The sequence below is a fragment of the Providencia sp. Marseille-Q8014 genome (assembly GCF_965112055.1).
Genome location: NZ_CBCOPT010000001.1, coordinates 2,752,096 through 2,768,697, shown reverse-complemented (window position 1 = coordinate 2,768,697; position 16,602 = coordinate 2,752,096). Strand labels below are relative to the sequence as shown.

Genomic DNA, 16,602 nt, shown 5'->3' with positions numbered 1-16,602 from the left:
TGTGATTGAATATAGTGAGTAAGTATTAGGATACTTACTCTGAATGGCAGCGTAATGGCCCAATTTGAGGAATAAGTTCCTCCGTTTTGGGATAGTGGAAAGTGAGGCTACATTGCTCTTTACCGTAATTAATGAAAAGCGTATTGCTTTCTTGTAATGTATCGAAATAAGCCATTCCATCGTATCCAATTGTGATTAGATTTTCTTTTTGATCATTTAATTGAACTAGGCTACCTGCGGGCAACAGTCTTCCTTCAGCATCTGAAAGAATAACGAGTGCGGAATGTGTTTTTAATAGTTCAAATGTTGCTAAAACACCGGAATGGTATTTAGGTATGACTTGTATACTCGATTGCTTGACCTGTATATTGGCTGGAAGGTCTGTGGAATCTAAAGCTAGAATATTTTTTTGATAACTATTGAGTGACGGTATTAACAGTAACCCGTCATCATCAGTAATACCAACAATAGAGTTTTCTAATTTAATTGGAATATGGCTGATACCGTTAGTTGAAACGATAGCAAAACTGTTCATGATGGATTTTGAAATAAATAAACCATTACCGATAGTTGCTATAGCGCCACTCGCGCCAAGATATTGTGAATTCATTTGGTTTATTTTATTCATACCCGCGCTGACATCTATTTTATCGGTAAGATAACGAATATCTATTTGATGATGGCTTTCATCACCTTGTTTACTTGCGGTTATATCCCAACCTAATCCACCTTCGTTAGTGATCGATTTATTGGTATTAATTTGATGCAAGAATCCATCTTTATTGTGTTGGCTAGTCATGCGGATACTCTTGTTATTTTCAAATAGCAGAGTCGCGGCAAGATAAAAAAGGCTTTCTTTATCATCATTGAGTTTTTTATTCATGCTGGCGCTAAGATATAGATTATCACCGAGGGATTTATACCAACTCACTCCTAAATAATGAATGGCATGATCATGCTGAGGACGAAAACCTAAATAGGATAGATTAATATTGCCAAGGGTTTCAAAGTGATAACCTATAGTGGTATTACCGTTAAATGCATAGGGTGGGGATGAATAGGTTGCGGCAATATCTTGATATTTAGAGGTGGTAGTGGTGGCGGATGCCCCGAAATTAAAGTGATTATTTGACCAATAGTAACTTGCATAATAAAGCCAGCCTTGGCTATTTAAATCAGAGCTTACGGCAACAGCCGTTGAGATTGTGCCGCCTCCCATTTTTGGGATCCAATCACCTTCAATACCTAAATTGATTAAATCAGTTGTTAATTCAGAATGGGCACTTGCAGTGAAGTGATTATTCATACCATAACGCAATGTGGTACTTGCAATCGGTGAATTGGCATAGTCAAAAGATCGGAGGGCATAATTTTCGCGTACGACACCAAATTCAGTGGACCAATCAAAAATGCCTTCACGTAGTAATGTTTGGTCATTATAGAATGAAATGTTTTGCACGTTTGCTCTACCTAGAGAATCAGTCAGGATGATTTGTGCATTTCCCTCTCCATTAACGCTCGGCAAACTGTTCAAGGTAAAATGACCTATAGGAACTTCACCGCTATAGCGTTTGATACCATCAATATATAACTCAACATTTGAAGGAAGTGTGGCGGAGCCATAAAAAGCGATTAACGGGGCGGTTGGAATATAAGGCTGCAAAGAAAAGTCAGTCGCTATTTGTAGCCCTGCTATCCGAGTTGCTCGTGACCAAGTTAGTGAACGAGTTATGGTATCGCCGATATTTAAAAATAGTTTTTTATCTTCAAAAGAAGAACGCCAAGTTGTGTCTAAACGAATAAAAGGTTGGCTGAACTCGCTGTGCCCAAACGTGTTTTGGGTTTGTTGTGTCGTACTAAATAAGCCTTGTTGATTAAATAATCTCAATTCTGAAAAGCTACTTAATACAGTGGTTTTATTTTTTACAACACGTAAATCATAGTTGAGTAAAGCACCAGAGGAGGATTTTGCCTGCACTTGTTCCGATGGGATAAGTTCGATTGTTGTCGAGCCGAGTTCTAATAATGAAAGAGGAGAATGAATTGCAACGGCTTGTTGGTTGGGATCATAGTGGTAGCTAAGGCCGGTTAATTCATCCAAACAAATAGTCTTAGCATGCGTTTTTATTGCTTTGAAACGCAGTTGTTTCAGTGTTTCTGTCGTGGTACACAGCCGACCATTATCGTAGCCAAAACGAGCAATACCAAAATGAGTTTGGTTAATTGTGACTTCAAGATACAGTTCGGTACCTGATAATGGCGTTGTGTCATTGAACACATATTCAACTGTCGTAGAGGTGATATCGGATTGAGCGATAACAAATAGGGGATAAAACATCACGCATAGCAGTGAGATATCTGCTAAGTAATGATGATGAAAGCGATTAGAGGGGGTAGGATTGTCGCTCACCATTGATCATAACTTTTATTTGGTTGTTGGGGGCAGAGCATAGGTCAGTCAGTTTAATATTCCATTGCATAGTGGATTGCGGTAAGACGTATCCTAATAAACCTGAATTAATTACCGTCGTTTTACCTCTGCAATTTATCAAACGAATATCTGACAGCTGGGCATGCGTATTGCCTCTGTTATGTACAACTAGATAGCTTTGGGATTGGAATTTTTTTATTTGCCATTCTAATAACGTGCTGGGAGGAGGCATGTTTAAAGGTTGAATAAAAATAGGCAATGAATAATGTAAAACAAGCCGTAAATGACTGCTGTTTTTCTGAGGTAATGGAATTTCATTAATTGAGAGTCGATATGCTTGTTCTTGGCTCCCTAGTAGGTTGTTGTTACGAATAACCCTGATAAGCTGTTGTTCATTGGGGAGAAGCTTTATCATTGGTGGACTAATAATGATATCTCGAGTTGGTGTTAATTGGTTACCTAAATTCTTTTGTTGCCAGATAAATGTTCTCACCTGAACTTGTATAAGGTCTTTTCCATTATTACTTAACCAAATTCCGGCTGCTTTTTGTTGCGCGGTGAATGTCAATGTCACGGGGGTGACTTGCAACCCACTCGCACTTATCTGGTTGGAAAAACTGATAGTAGCGAGTAGGTTGATGAACAGTAGAATAAGGGGGCATTTAATCAATTTGCTCTTCCTTATACTGAAACAGTTACGTTTAGTAATTAACGTTGACCGTAACTACATCAGAATAGGTATCCGGTGTAAAATTGGCATTCGTCACCACGGCATAAACGGTGAAAGTTTGCGTTTCTCCATTACCTGTTCCAGACACCCCATTCCCTTCATCAAATAATGTTGTTGTATTTCCCCAATTAGTGCCAGTTGCAGAGGTTTGCTTTAATTGATAGGGGATCCTATCTGTATTGCCTGTTGGATTGGTGAGTGGTGCTAAATAGCCACTACCTTCGTCAGTACCTTTATTTGCAAGAGAGGGAGCGAGTCCAATATTAAATGGTGTGTTTTTTGAGCAAGTGACACTGAGTATATTACTTGAAGATAAATTGGTGGTATTTGAAGTGACTGATCCTAAGTTGATATTTGAGCCAACACTGATCTGACAAGTACTGGTGACTGTCATGAGTACTTGAAAGGACGTTGTTGCTAAGTTAGCACCATAAAATGGCGATGATACAAAAGCTAACCCAATAAGAAATTGTGTTTTCTTCACTGTCAATAGCATAGAAAACCTCGCATAGCCGTCTCTGGCATAGATATATATTAATCATGGGTTTTTCTGTTTTAACAACTCAGATGTGTTAATTGTTTAATCATAATTGGAGTAAAGGCAATATTATTATCCATTATTTTTTGTATTTTAATCTTTGATCATCCTGAGGCTCTAGATAACGTATTAATAATGTTTACATTTTTATTGTTCAAAAAACGAACACTGCTTGAGCGGCATTGTGATTTTAAGCAGTAAAAAATGAAAACTAAATCAGTTGTTTGAATTTTGGTTTGCAAATAAAGCTGATTATTAGGGGATTTTCTTGTTTATGTTTGTCTATGTTTTTATTTGGTTTTTTTGTATTTTTAATCGATTAAATAGCAAGCGTTTCGTAAAGTAGATAGCTTTCCATGGCAGTTAGCGTAACTCAGCAGCAGAATATTTTGTTAATGCTTTGGGGCATGACAAGGTGAATTTGCGTCACGAGTTTTCATCAAAATGAGCGAATTAATTAGAAAATTTTCAGAAACTCCAAAATGGATTGTGATGTCATTCACATTTTCATCATCACTTTTTATGTCTAAAAAGCTAGCAATTTAGTCTTAAAATCAAAATTTACGCTTCAAATGAAAATTTGAAATGAAAAGAGAGAGTTGATGGTTAGGTCGAATGGTGACTAAGAAATTTTACTTATGTTGCCTTTGAGGAAATGAGTGGATTGTTAAAATAAAAATATATAGTAACATATATTGATAATCTCTTTTGGTTACTATTTAGTGTCCACTATGAAAGCAAATTTTATCTCTATTAAAAAAAAGCGTTAATCGGATAATCCTTGAAAATTTATGGTTTTTCACAAACAGTGAAATAACAATTGAAACAAAAAATTAATAAAAAATGTATTTTTAACATGCGAATAATTTGTCTTTTTAGCTTTAATGACAGTAGCTTTGGAAATGTAGGTTGATCATTTCATTAAAAAAAACAGCCTAGAATAATTTACTCGTAAAAAGGAAATTTATTATGTAATTAATAAAAGTGTAATACTTTAAATAATTAACTTAACCAAAATAAATATTAGTCAGCTGAATTTACATATATAGAAATTCAGTTTTATATGAAAAATGACCTACTCTTTTATGAGTAAAAATCACCCTAAAAAGTAAGGGTGAATAATAATCAATAGCATCTCATTTATAAATTTTACTTATCAAATATTAAGTGGAATTAATAATGCATCATTTAATATTCTGTATTTAAAATAGCCACTCTATGTTGAGAAATTTTGAATGAATAATATTGGGTTTATCGAACTAATTGAAATTTAATAGATAAAGTGAAATTTGTTGTAGCTGTTATTTTGACCTACCACGAAGTTGGTCTGGACTTTCTTAATAACTTTGTTTGATATGGATCAATATCCTGTTTTGTATGTTGTGATTGGTTATTTGCGTTGTTTATTCAATAAATAGGAGTGAAAAAATCAACTAAAACCCTATCATTTGGTTTAAGTTGATCTTATGTGTCGCGGTTATTTGAGATATGGAAGAGTAAGATAAAGATATAATGAAGAAATCTTTATGAATCGATGGATTGTTACCCTAAAGGAATAAAAAGAAACATAAGCATCTTGAATAGTTAATCCAGTGGTGCATAATAAATACCGACTGAAATTGATATCGGTAAATTCCGACATTTATTCAAATTTTAGCTTTGCCATTATTGTCTGTAGGTATTCAGGAAATAGATTTAATTTAAGTTTTAATTTTTGAGTATTTTATACCCCTTACTAGGTATTCGCTTAATGAATCACATGAAAAGGCAATGGAGACTGTCACCTAGTATATTTTTCTAATTATTAAAAATTAGGTTATAGAAACACATTTAAACTTCATGTTTGTCCTATTTGAACGTAGATGTAGGTAATATTTAAAAGGAAAAAAAATGACCTCAACAACTGATTTTCTGAAGCATATATACGATATTAATCTTTCATATCTACTGCTTGCTCAAAAACTTATCTCCCAGGAAAAGGCCTCTGCTATGTTCCGGCTTGGTATTTCTGAATCAATGGCGAATACATTAGCAGATCTTTCTCTCCCTCAATTGGTCAAATTAGCAGAGACAAACCAGCTTATCTGTCAATTTAGATTTGAAAACAGTGGCACAATAGAGAAATTAACTCGTGACTCAAGGGTAGATGAATTACAACAAATTCATACAGGTATATTACTTTCAACTCACTTGTTGCAAACGCACAAGGCAAATGACAATGAAACAGCGAGAAAATGATGAGTAGCATTACTGAAAAAAGTATTGTTAAAGAAGCTAGCGATATTCGCCTTGCGATGGAACTGATTTCTTTAGGTGCTCGTCTCCAAATGCTAGAAAGTGAGACTCAAATTAGCCGCGGGAGGTTAATTCGTTTATATAAAGAGTTAAGAGGGTGCCCACCACCAAAGGGAATGTTACCGTTCTCAACAGATTGGTTTATGACATGGGAACAGAATATCCATTCATCCATGTTTTATAACGCCTATCAGTTTTTAATCAATACAGGGCGTTGCAAAGGTGTGGATGCCATTGTAAAGGCTTATCGTTTGTACTTGGAACAATGCGCACCACAATCAGAAGAACCATTATTAGCTTTAACACGCGCGTGGACACTTGTTCGTTTTGTTGAAAGCGGCATGTTGCAAAGCTCTGTATGTAGCTGTTGCCATGGCTCTTTTATTACTTATGCACATATACCCGAAAATAGCTTTACTTGCAGTTTATGCCAACCGCCATCAAGGGCAATAAAAAAACGTAAACTTTCCGAACATCTCGCCGATATAACGGTATATCGACAGGATGGCATTACTAAAGCGGTAATGTGATTGGATTGATTTGGTCAACAGGTCTTAAGATTACCTGACTTTCCTTATATTCCCTTTAACTGCCATCTGTTACATAACTGAGTTGAAGGGAATATTGTGTTAATACTCATCGGATATATCATTGTTACAGGTACAGTTATCGGCGGCTATTTGATGCTCGGTGGGCATTTAGGAGCGCTTTATCAACCTGCGGAATTCGTTATTATTTTAGGTGCTGGCTTCGGTGCATTCGTTGTTGGTAACAGTGGTAAATCGATTATCGCCTTATGCAAAGTGTTACCACGCTTATTTCGCCGTTCTTCCTACAACAAAGCAATGTCGATGGATTTGATGGCATTGTTGTTTCAGTTATTAAATAAGTCACGCCAAGAAGGCTTGCTCGCACTTGAAAAAGATATTGAAAATCCTCAAGAAAGCGAAATTTTCTCTCAGTATCCCCGCGTTTTAAAAGATCAAACTACGCTGATGTTCGTGGTGGATTATTTGCGTCTAATGGTGACGAGTAATCTTCAAAGTCATGAAATAGAAGCTCTGATGGATGAAGAGTTAGAAACTTTTCGCCAAGAAAGTGAAGTCCCCGCTTCTGGGCTGAATATGGTCGGTGATTCGATGCCAGCATTCGGTATCGTTGCGGCAGTATTAGGTGTGGTGAATGCATTAGGTTCAGCGGATCGACCCGCTGGCGAACTGGGGGCATTAATTGCGCATGCCATGGTTGGTACTTTTTTAGGTATTTTAGTGGCTTATGGATTTATTTTACCGCTTGCCGCACTTATTCGTTTACGTACGAGTGAGCAACTCAAAATGATGGAATGCATCAAAGTGACATTCCTATCTGCATTGCAAGGGTATGCACCACAAATCGCTGTCGAATTTGGACGTAAGGTTTTATACAGCACGGATCGTCCTTCTTTTATTGAGTTAGAAGAGAGGGTTCGTGAAGTGAAAGTGGGTAATCGTTCACAAGTTCAGAACGAGGAGTGAGCAGCCGATGAGAGCAAATAACGCCCATATTATTCGTGTTAAAAAGCGTGTTTCAAGCCATCAAGGTGGACATGGTGGCTCTTGGAAAATCGCCTATGCGGATTTTATGACGGCGATGATGGCATTTTTTTTAGTTATGTGGCTGATTTCTATATCAAGTCCACAAGAGCTAACTCAGATAGCGGAATATTTTCGTACCCCATTAAAAACAGCGATTAATCCGGGTGCGAAAAGTGGTGATGCGACAAATCCAATACCAGGAGGGGGCAAGGACATCATATTTCGTGATGGAGATGTTTTGCCTGAACCGAATAATGAGATTCAAGGTCATGCTAATTTTCAGTTTGAAAAACTAAAGCGTTCGCTTGAGCAAGCCATCCTCAAAGACCCTCGATTAAATGAACTCAAGCCTCACTTGTTGATCGATATGATTGATGAGGGGTTGCGTATTCAAATTGTTGATAGTGCAAATCGTCCTATGTTTATGGTCGGTTCGGCACATGTCGAGTCTTATATGCGTGATATTTTGCGCGCGCTTGCTCCGTTACTTAATGACGTTCCTAATAAGATCAGCATCTCAGGCCATACGGATGATCTGCCGTATGCCAATGGCGCAAACTATAACAATTGGGAACTTTCCGCGGATAGGGCAAATGCCTCACGCCGTGAATTGATCGCTGGCGGACTCACCCAAGATAAGATTTTACGGGTTGTTGGTATGGCTTCCAGTATTCATCTCGATAAAAGCAACGGATTAGCGCCGATCAATCGCCGTATTAGCATCATTGTATTAAATGAAAGTGAAACGGAGCAAATCTTACATGAATACGATGGCGCAACAACCTTGAGTGAAGTGTTACATAAATCTTCATCAAGGCCTGAGCCTTCCTCAATTGGAAATGCAGAAAATGCAACCAATGAGGACGCTCATTCATCATCAATATCAACACCAACACCTTCAAACTGATTGAGTTGTATCGCCATTTATCGGCCTACAACATGAAGTGAAACCTAAGCTAAATTGGATAAGAACCATGGATATTACTGAGTTTTATCAAACGTTTTTCGATGAAGCTGATGAGTTACTTAGGGATATGGAACAACATTTGCTTGAGCTCGACCCTGTCGACCCAGATAGCGAACAGTTAAATGCAATCTTCCGTAGTGCTCATTCAATAAAAGGTGGAGCTGCGACCTTTGGTTTCACACAGCTGCAAAACACCACGCATACATTAGAAAACCTGCTCGATAAGGCACGTCATGATGAACTGACATTAACACCTGATATCATTGATATTTTTCTTGATGCAAAGGATGTGATGGCCGCACAACTTGAAGCTTATAAAAATGATTCATTACCGGATGAAGAATCATTTAAGCATATTTGTGAAGTACTTGGACGTGTAGAGCAGAAAGCCGAAGAAGTGGTTGTTGAAGAAACCAGCATCGCATTACCCTTGAGCCAATCAACCTCTGTTCAAGTTGCTGAAGACACGATAAAAAGTGAATACGAGCATTATTTTATCATCACGCTTAATCAATTAAAAAAGAATGAGGTAGAGCTATTAGCGGAGGAGTTAGCGCTATTTGGCACCCTGTATAACACACAAAAAACAGCAGATAGTTTAACGGCTTGGGTTGGAACCAATACAGCAATTGAAGATATTTGTGGCGTGTTATGTTTTGTTGTTGATGAGTCACAGATCAGTCATCAATTAACCAATGCACAAACTTGTTTAGCTTACCTACTCGCAGACAGTAATAATGAATTAGAAGCGGCTGATTCAGCAAATGTTGCTTCAGAAGCGGTTGATTCTGCAAAAGAGGTTGAACAGGACCTTAACAAGGAAGCGCCTTCAACCGCGGCAGTCAAGCCTAAAGCAAATGCAGACTCTCGCAAAGCTGTCTCTTCAAAAACAAAAGCCGATTCTAGTAGTATTCGTGTCGCCGTGGAAAAGGTTGATCAGCTTATTAATTTAGTGGGTGAGTTAGTGATTATTCAGTCCATGCTGACTCAACATAGTCAGCAGCTCGACCACAATGAATATGGTGATTTACTGAGTTCGATAGTGCAATTGGAACGTAACTCTCGTGCATTGCAAGAGTCCGTTATGTCGATTCGTATGATGCCGATGGATTACGTTTTTAGCCGTTTTCCTCGAATGGTGCGTGATATTGCCACTAAGCTCAATAAAAAAATTGAGTTAAAAGTCGAAGGTAGTGCGACAGAGCTCGATAAAAGTTTAATTGAACGTATTGTTGATCCCCTTAATCACCTCGTTCGTAACAGCCTTGACCATGGTATTGAAAAGCCAGATGTTCGGGTTGCTAATGGCAAGCCTGAAACCGGTACATTAACACTCTCGGCATCACATCAAAGTGGCAATATTTGTATTGAAGTTCGGGATGATGGCGCAGGTCTCAATCGTGAACGTATTCTTGCAAAGGCTCGCTCTCAAGGCATGAGTGTTCATGACGGCATGAGCAATGAAGAGATTGCCATGCTGATTATGGCACCGGGCTTTTCAACCGCAGAAGTTGTCACCGATGTTTCTGGGCGTGGTGTCGGTATGGATGTTGTAAAACGCAATATTCAAGACATGGGTGGACGCATTCAGATTGGTTTCACCGAAGGAAAAGGCACCATCATTCGTATCTTACTGCCGCTTACCTTAGCCATCTTAGATGGTATGTCAGTGAAAGTTGCAGAGGATGTATTTATCGTTCCACTAAGTGCCATTATCAGTACGTTACAACCACGCCAAGAAGATATTTATCGCCTTGCGGGCGAAGAAAAAATGTTATTGGTCCGCGGCGAATACCTTCCCTTAGTTGAATTACATCAAGTGTTTAGTATCACTGGCGCTGAGCGCGACTTGGCCAATAGTATCGTGCTGATCATTCAACATGCCGGACATCGTTTTGCATTATTGGTTGATAAGTTGGTGGGGCAGCAGCAAGTCGTTGTTAAAAATATTGAAAGTAATTACCGCAAAATTCCGGGAATTTCTGCCGCTACCATTATGGGGGATGGCTCTGTCGCACTGATTTTAGATGTGGCTGAGTTACAACAGATGAATAACAGCATCTTGCTGAAAAAGAAGCAGCAAATTGCACAACCCGTTCTGCACTAAATAGAGATAGAGGCTAAACACTATGTCAATGTTGGATGATGATTTAAATAAGCTTGATGAAGAAAAAAATGGGGAAGGTTATCTCATTTTTACGTTAGGCGAAGAAGAATACGGCATCGAAATATTAAAAGTACAAGAAATTAGAGGATATGAGCAAGTTACTCGTATTGCTAATACACCTGATTTCATTAAAGGGGTTACCAATTTAAGGGGAGTGATTATCCCTATTATTGATTTACGCATTAAATTTTCCCATCAAAACGTCACCTATAACGACAACACGGTGGTGATTGTTGTGAATTTAAAAGACAGGGTTGTTGGCATTGTTGTTGATGGTGTATCCGACGTATTAGTGCTGAATGAAGAGCAAATTGCTGCTCCGCCAGATTTTGCCGTCACATTATCAACGAAATATCTGACAGGGCTTGGTACTGTGGGAGAGCGTATGTTGATTCTTGTGGATATTGAAAAACTGTTAACCAGTGACGAAATGGCGCTGATTGACAGCATGGCTGAGTAACCCTCAGCCATAAATATTCTCGTTTCAATGGCTAAAGTTTTTAGCCTTACGACCGATACCAAAAATACAACAACATTATGTTAGTAAAACGTCATGCACAGCCGAATTAAAATCGTATCAGGACTTTTGTCCGTCATTGTTGTCTTTATTCTGTTGCAGTTAATATCCAGCAGTTTGATGTTTAATAAACTGGGCGATAATAGTGACAGTATTAATTATTTGAATTCGCTCCAACGCCAAAGACAAGTATTAACCGAAAGTTGGGTTAATCTTTTACAAGCTCGCGCTAATCTTAATCGCTCAGTCAATGCCTATTTATTGGAAGGGCGCGCCTATCAGGATGATGCTTCCGCTGACGACTTGATTAAGGCAGCAAATCGTAATTTTAAAGCCGCGGATGCTGCCTATCAGCGTTATAACAAGCTGATGTCAGAAACAAATTATGATAAGGCTAAATTTGAAAAGCTCTTTTCAACTTATGAAACTTACCGTAATGCGTTAATTAAATTAGGGGAATACGCTCAAAAAGGTCAATTAGAGCAATTCTATGCACATCGTACGTCAGAACATCAAATTAAATTTGAAGAACAATTTAATGCTTATTTTGCTGACATTTCAGCGGATTTCCAAAGTGAAGTTAAACGTGCCGATGCTAATTATCGCGAATCCTTATATTTAATTATCTTTTTATCAGTTGTATTAGCACTTATTGGCTTCTTGAGTTACCGCTATGTACGTAAGGGAATTATTGAACCTTTAGGGCATTTAATTCAACGAATCAAAATTTTTGCTGCGGGTGATTTAACACCAACCGTTGATACCAAGGCGACCAATGAAATTGGTGAATTGGCTCGGGGTGTCGAACATATGCAACAAGAACTGATTAATACGGTTCGTGGGGTTCGTGATGGTAGTGAGACTATTTATCAAGGAACCAGTGAGATAGCCGCGGGTAACAATGATCTTTCTTCTCGTACTCAGCAACAAGTTGCGTGTTTAGAAGAAACTGCCGCGAGTATGAGTGAGCTGACCGCGACAGTAAAACAAAATACGGAGTACGCGCATCAAGCTAGCGAGTATGCAAGTCAAGCTTCAGCGATTGCTAAAGAAGGCGGGAAAGTGGTGTCCAATGTGGTAAATACCATGCTGAATATCGCTGAAAGTTCTCAAAAGATCTCAGATATCACTGCTGTTATCGATAGCATTGCCTTCCAAACCAATATATTAGCATTGAATGCGGCGGTTGAAGCGGCACGTGCTGGTGAACATGGGCGTGGATTTGCGGTGGTGGCCGATGAGGTTCGTAACCTCGCGCAGCGCAGTGCAAACGCCGCAAAAGAGATCAAAGCATTGATTGAAGACTCTGTATCAAGAACCGATACAGGCGCGCGTCAAGCTGGTGATGCGGGTGAAACAATGACAAAAATTGTTGAGTCCGTTACTCGTGTCACTGACATTATGTCCCATATTGCATTGGCATCGGATGAGCAGAGCAAGGGAATTTCACAGGTCAGTATTGCCGTTGCTGAAATGGATAAGGTGACTCAGCAAAATGCTTCACTCGTTGAACAATCTGCGGTTGCGGCAAATGTTTTGGAAGAACAAGTCGCTAAGCTTGCTCAACTGATATCGATTTTCCGTTTGCCTGCCATGAAGCAAACAGAGCGCCAAGCGACAGAGCCTGCGGCAAGAACAATTTCAAACGTCGTGAAGACGCCAGATTTGAAAAAAATAGCATCGAAGAATCATCAAGATGATGACAATTGGGAAACTTTCTAAAGACTCAGCTCAGCTTAGCGCTGCCAAGTTTTACGCTTGGCAGCGTTTCTGTACATCACTGAAATAGTGATTGTTACATAGAAATCTTAGCTGGCGTATGTGGGGATAAAATATGTTTGGTAAGAGTATAAGGATTTCAGTCAGTTTATATCTACTGCTTATTATGTTTTGTGGGATGCAGATAGTATCTAGCGCCCTTTCATTGGGAATAGTGTCTAGCGAACTCTCTTCTTTAGAACGTATCGATCTCGGTTCGAAAAAACGTGATTTACTCGAAACCACCTATGAAGATCTTATGCAAGCCCGTAGTACTCTGACCCAAATCGTGGTGCACATGAAAGTGGATTCTGACACGAAGAGCATTGAGCAGGCGAAAGGTGTTTTTGATCAATTTCTACAAAAAGCGGCTGACGACTATGAAAAATTTAAAGCTCAGCCGCTATTGAATGAGCATGAAAATCTCGCGGCAATCGAAGAGAGTTACCAAGCTTTTGTGGCAATTTTAAAAGAATTAAGAGCGTTGATTGAGAGTAATGACATTCCTGGCTATGTCGCATTGCCTGCACAGCAGCATCAAGATCAGATGGCTGAAATTATCGACCAATACCTTGAGTTACTGAATAACGACAGCAAAAACTCACTAGATTCTGCGAATTTCTATAATCAAGTGGCCTGGTTTATGTTCTTTGCTGTGACCTTCATTATTTTAGCCGTTTCTGGTTTAGCGCATTTTTGGATGAAGCGTAAAGTCATTTATCCACTCATGAGCATGAGTGAACACTTTATGAAACTCGCGCAAGGCAAACTGAATCAAGATATTCGCGTCACAACCCGAGATGAAATTGGTGAAGTATTTGAACAACTTAAACTGATGCAAGAGTCACTTGCGACTTCAGTTATTAATTTACGCATCAACACTGACCAAATGTATACCGGTATTCGTGAGATTGCGTTGGGCAATAACAATTTATCCTCTCGCACGGAGCAACAAGCTGCATCATTAGAAGAGACGGCAGCGAGCATGGAAGAATTAACCGCGACAGTAAAACAAAATGCGGACAACGCACGTCAGGCAAGTGAACTCGCGATCTCAGCATCAAAAACGGCAACTAAAGGCGGTGATATTACTGTCGATGTTATTGAAACAATGACAGAAATTTCACACAGCTCACAAAAAATCAGTGCCATTATTAGTGTGATTGATGGCATTGCCTTCCAAACCAATATTCTCGCTTTAAATGCAGCAGTAGAAGCCGCTAGGGCTGGCGAACAGGGACGTGGGTTCTCGGTTGTTGCAGGTGAAGTTCGTGCATTGGCTCAGCGTAGTGCTGAAGCGGCGAAAGAGATTAAAACATTGATTGATGAATCCGTCGGACGAGTCAACCAAGGATCTCAATTAGTTAACGAAGCGGGACAAACCATGAATGAGTTGGTGGCGGCAGTGAATCAGGTCACTGAATTGATGGGGAATATCGCGTCTGCTTCTAATGAACAGAGCCGAGGTATTGAACAGGTTGCAACAGCAGTGAGCCAAATGGATTTAGTGACGCAACAAAACGCCGCATTGGTTGAGCAATCGACCAGTGCAACAGCGGCCTTGGAAGACCAAGCCAATAACTTAGTTGATACCGTTGCATTCTTTGAAGTATCGGAAAATAAAGTCGCACACATTCGTTAATTCATTGCTAGGCATTAAGCAGCCGTTTATCGGCTGCTTCTGGGTTTTTATTAAATAGGACAAAGTACGATGCTTTTTGCGCCACAGATAGAACCATTGACCGATGAAGAGTTCGGTCGGGTTTGCCGATTTATTCATAAAAAATCAGGCATCGTTCTTACCATGAATAAAAAAAACATGGTGTATAACCGGTTATTAAAAAGGTTACGAGACTGTAATGTCAGTAATTTCGCTGAATATCTCCATATGTTAGAGCGAGAGCCGTTACATCCTGAATGGCAAGCATTTGTGAATGCATTGACGACAAACTTAACCGCTTTTTTCCGTGAACCTCATCATTTTGTCACTTTGGCCGATTTTGTTCGTTCTCGTAAAAATAGCAACATCAATATTTGGTGTGCGGCTTCTTCAACAGGGGAAGAACCTTATTCTATTGCGATGACACTAAGCGATGTGCTGGGTGCTCAAGCCTCTAATGCCAAAATCATCGCAAGTGATATTGATACAGAGGTATTAGATAAGGCGAAACAAGGTGTGTATCGCATTGAAGAACTCAAATCACTCAGTGCATTACAGCGGCAACGCTATTTCATGAAAGGGGTGGGAGATTTTGAAGGCTACGCACGTGTTAAACAGACATTAAGGCAGATGATTGAATTTCGGTATTTAAATCTTAGCGATAACGATTGGCAGCTGCAACATCGCTTTGATGCAATTTTTTGTCGTAACGTCATGATCTACTTCGATAAAGAGATGCAAATCAAACTATTAGAGCGGTTTGCGCCATTACTCAAACCAGACGGTTTGTTATTTATCGGCCATTCAGAAAATTTATCACAATTATCACAACGATTTGTAATTAAAGGACAAACAGTCTACAGCTTACAATCGGCGAGGAGGGGGTGATGAACAAAATTAAAGTGCTTTGTGTTGATGACTCAGCATTAATGCGTCAAATCATGCGTGAAATCATTAATAGTCACTCCGACATGATGGTTGTTGATACGGCACCGGATCCCTATGTGGCGCGTGATTTAATCAAACAACATCAACCTGATGTCTTAACGCTTGATGTTGAGATGCCGCGGATGGACGGCATTGATTTTTTAGAGAAATTGATGAGGTTACACCCATTACCTGTTGTTATGGTTTCTACGCTCACATCCAAAGGCTCTGAAGTCACACTGAAAGCATTAGAGCTTGGTGCGGTTGATTTTGTCACTAAGCCACAAATTGGTATCCGTGAAACCATGATGAGCTACCGTGATGTGATCGGCGAAAAAATCCGTGCCGCGGCCATGTCAAAAATTACTCAGCGAAATCGTTTTGCGCGTCCAGAAAAGGGGGTTGCTGAGCCAACAAAAATGGTTAAGCCACTGTCACCCTATGTTTGTCATAGCAGAGTGATTGCTGTAGGGGCATCAACTGGCGGGACAGAAGCTATTCGCCAATTTTTAGAAATGCTCCCTCGTGAATGTCCTCCGGTGGTGATTACACAGCATATGCCTGCCGGTTTTACGCGTTCATTTGCTGAAAGGTTAAATAAATTGTGTTCGTTGACCGTGAAAGAGGCCGAACACAATGAACCACTACAGAAAGGCCATGCTTATATTGCCCCCGGTGATTCACATATGTTGGTAGTCGATAACGGCCGTGGTTATCACATCCGTTTACAGCAAACGGAACCTGTAAACCGCCATCGCCCTTCTGTGGATGTGTTATTTGACTCCGTGGCGAAATGTGTTGGTCGTAAGTGTGTGGGTATTTTATTAACCGGAATGGGTATGGATGGGGCAAAAGGCATGCTGAACTTGCGTCAACAAGGCGCGGTCACCTACGCACAAAACGAAAGCAGTTGCGTGGTATTTGGCATGCCGCGAGCAGCTATCGAACTCAATGCTGTCGACGAAATTCAAGATATTGCCAAAATTGCGCCGAGTGTTTTGGCTCGACTTTCATCTGTGTCCGCATAACGGTTGCAGA

13 protein-coding genes are annotated in these 16,602 nt (G+C 39.6%); 10 read left to right on the top strand and 3 right to left on the bottom strand.

Going from position 1 to position 16,602, the window contains the following annotated elements:
• Positions 1-34: 34 nt before the first annotated feature.
• The 3 genes from ACWPW6_RS12260 to ACWPW6_RS12250 are packed head-to-tail and all read right to left on the bottom strand — an operon-like array spanning position 35 to position 3,657.
• Positions 35-2,413: a fimbria/pilus outer membrane usher protein gene (locus tag ACWPW6_RS12260; RefSeq protein WP_249999014.1), complete on the bottom strand. Its 2,379-nt coding sequence runs from the start codon at positions 2,411-2,413 to the stop codon at positions 35-37.
• A complete protein-coding gene (locus ACWPW6_RS12255; protein ID WP_249999012.1) occupies positions 2,385-3,101 on the bottom strand; it encodes a fimbrial biogenesis chaperone in 717 nt (238 codons plus the stop codon). The genes ACWPW6_RS12260 and ACWPW6_RS12255 overlap by 29 nt, the downstream gene beginning before the upstream one ends.
• A gap of 31 nt (positions 3,102-3,132) precedes the next feature.
• Positions 3,133-3,657 (bottom strand): Csu type fimbrial protein, encoded by a 525-nt coding sequence (locus ACWPW6_RS12250; RefSeq protein ID WP_154623039.1) that lies wholly within the window; start codon positions 3,655-3,657, stop codon positions 3,133-3,135.
• A gap of 1,932 nt (positions 3,658-5,589) precedes the next feature.
• Between ACWPW6_RS12250 and flhD the strand changes: the two genes are divergently transcribed.
• The 10 genes from flhD (at position 5,590) to ACWPW6_RS12200 (ending at position 16,592) form a co-directional block, all read left to right on the top strand.
• A complete protein-coding gene (flhD, locus tag ACWPW6_RS12245) occupies positions 5,590-5,937 on the top strand; it encodes a flagellar transcriptional regulator FlhD (protein ID WP_154622961.1) in 348 nt (115 codons plus the stop codon).
• On the top strand, positions 5,937-6,524 hold the full coding sequence (gene flhC, locus ACWPW6_RS12240; protein WP_154622986.1) for a flagellar transcriptional regulator FlhC: 588 nt from the start codon (positions 5,937-5,939) through the stop codon (positions 6,522-6,524). The genes flhD and flhC overlap by 1 nt, the downstream gene beginning before the upstream one ends.
• 96 nt (positions 6,525-6,620) lie before the next feature.
• Complete coding sequence (gene motA, locus ACWPW6_RS12235) at positions 6,621-7,508, top strand: flagellar motor stator protein MotA (RefSeq protein ID WP_163862359.1); 888 nt, start codon at positions 6,621-6,623, stop codon at positions 7,506-7,508.
• A gap of 7 nt (positions 7,509-7,515) precedes the next feature.
• Positions 7,516-8,475, top strand: coding sequence for a flagellar motor protein MotB (gene motB, locus ACWPW6_RS12230; protein WP_154622962.1), 960 nt, complete (start codon positions 7,516-7,518; stop codon positions 8,473-8,475).
• Positions 8,476-8,542: 67 nt separating this feature from the next.
• The gene (gene cheA, locus ACWPW6_RS12225) at positions 8,543-10,642 is read left to right on the top strand and encodes a chemotaxis protein CheA (RefSeq protein ID WP_249999010.1); all 2,100 of its coding nucleotides are present in this window, start codon (positions 8,543-8,545) and stop codon (positions 10,640-10,642) included.
• 22 nt (positions 10,643-10,664) lie between these two features.
• Positions 10,665-11,162, top strand: coding sequence for a chemotaxis protein CheW (gene cheW / locus ACWPW6_RS12220; RefSeq protein WP_154622964.1), 498 nt, complete (start codon positions 10,665-10,667; stop codon positions 11,160-11,162).
• A gap of 93 nt (positions 11,163-11,255) precedes the next feature.
• Entirely contained in the window at positions 11,256-12,941 is a 1,686-nt protein-coding gene (locus ACWPW6_RS12215) for a methyl-accepting chemotaxis protein (protein ID WP_249999008.1), read from the top strand.
• Positions 12,942-13,053: 112 nt separating this feature from the next.
• A complete protein-coding gene (locus ACWPW6_RS12210) occupies positions 13,054-14,619 on the top strand; it encodes a methyl-accepting chemotaxis protein (RefSeq protein ID WP_249999006.1) in 1,566 nt (521 codons plus the stop codon).
• A gap of 69 nt (positions 14,620-14,688) precedes the next feature.
• A complete protein-coding gene (locus tag ACWPW6_RS12205) occupies positions 14,689-15,525 on the top strand; it encodes a CheR family methyltransferase (RefSeq protein ID WP_154622967.1) in 837 nt (278 codons plus the stop codon).
• Positions 15,525-16,592, top strand: a complete 1,068-nt coding sequence (locus tag ACWPW6_RS12200) for a protein-glutamate methylesterase/protein-glutamine glutaminase (RefSeq protein WP_154622968.1) — start codon at positions 15,525-15,527, stop codon at positions 16,590-16,592. The genes ACWPW6_RS12205 and ACWPW6_RS12200 overlap by 1 nt, the downstream gene beginning before the upstream one ends.
• Positions 16,593-16,602 lie beyond the last annotated feature (10 nt).

What these genes read in the sequence shown, in the direction of transcription:
- ACWPW6_RS12205 (WP_154622967.1), top strand. Translation starts at nt 14,689, where the DNA reads ATGCTTTTTGCGCCACAGATAGAACCATTGACCGATGAAGAGTTCGGT.
- ACWPW6_RS12200 (WP_154622968.1), top strand. Translation starts at nt 15,525, where the DNA reads ATGAACAAAATTAAAGTGCTTTGTGTTGATGACTCAGCATTAATGCGT.
- ACWPW6_RS12260 (WP_249999014.1), bottom strand. Translation starts at nt 2,413, where the DNA reads ATGGTGAGCGACAATCCTACCCCCTCTAATCGCTTTCATCATCATTAC.
- flhC (WP_154622986.1), top strand. Translation starts at nt 5,937, where the DNA reads ATGAGTAGCATTACTGAAAAAAGTATTGTTAAAGAAGCTAGCGATATT.
- ACWPW6_RS12210 (WP_249999006.1), top strand. Translation starts at nt 13,054, where the DNA reads ATGTTTGGTAAGAGTATAAGGATTTCAGTCAGTTTATATCTACTGCTT.
- flhD (WP_154622961.1), top strand. Translation starts at nt 5,590, where the DNA reads ATGACCTCAACAACTGATTTTCTGAAGCATATATACGATATTAATCTT.
- ACWPW6_RS12215 (WP_249999008.1), top strand. Translation starts at nt 11,256, where the DNA reads ATGCACAGCCGAATTAAAATCGTATCAGGACTTTTGTCCGTCATTGTT.
- cheW (WP_154622964.1), top strand. Translation starts at nt 10,665, where the DNA reads ATGTCAATGTTGGATGATGATTTAAATAAGCTTGATGAAGAAAAAAAT.
- cheA (WP_249999010.1), top strand. Translation starts at nt 8,543, where the DNA reads ATGGATATTACTGAGTTTTATCAAACGTTTTTCGATGAAGCTGATGAG.
- ACWPW6_RS12250 (WP_154623039.1), bottom strand. Translation starts at nt 3,657, where the DNA reads ATGCTATTGACAGTGAAGAAAACACAATTTCTTATTGGGTTAGCTTTT.
- motB (WP_154622962.1), top strand. Translation starts at nt 7,516, where the DNA reads ATGAGAGCAAATAACGCCCATATTATTCGTGTTAAAAAGCGTGTTTCA.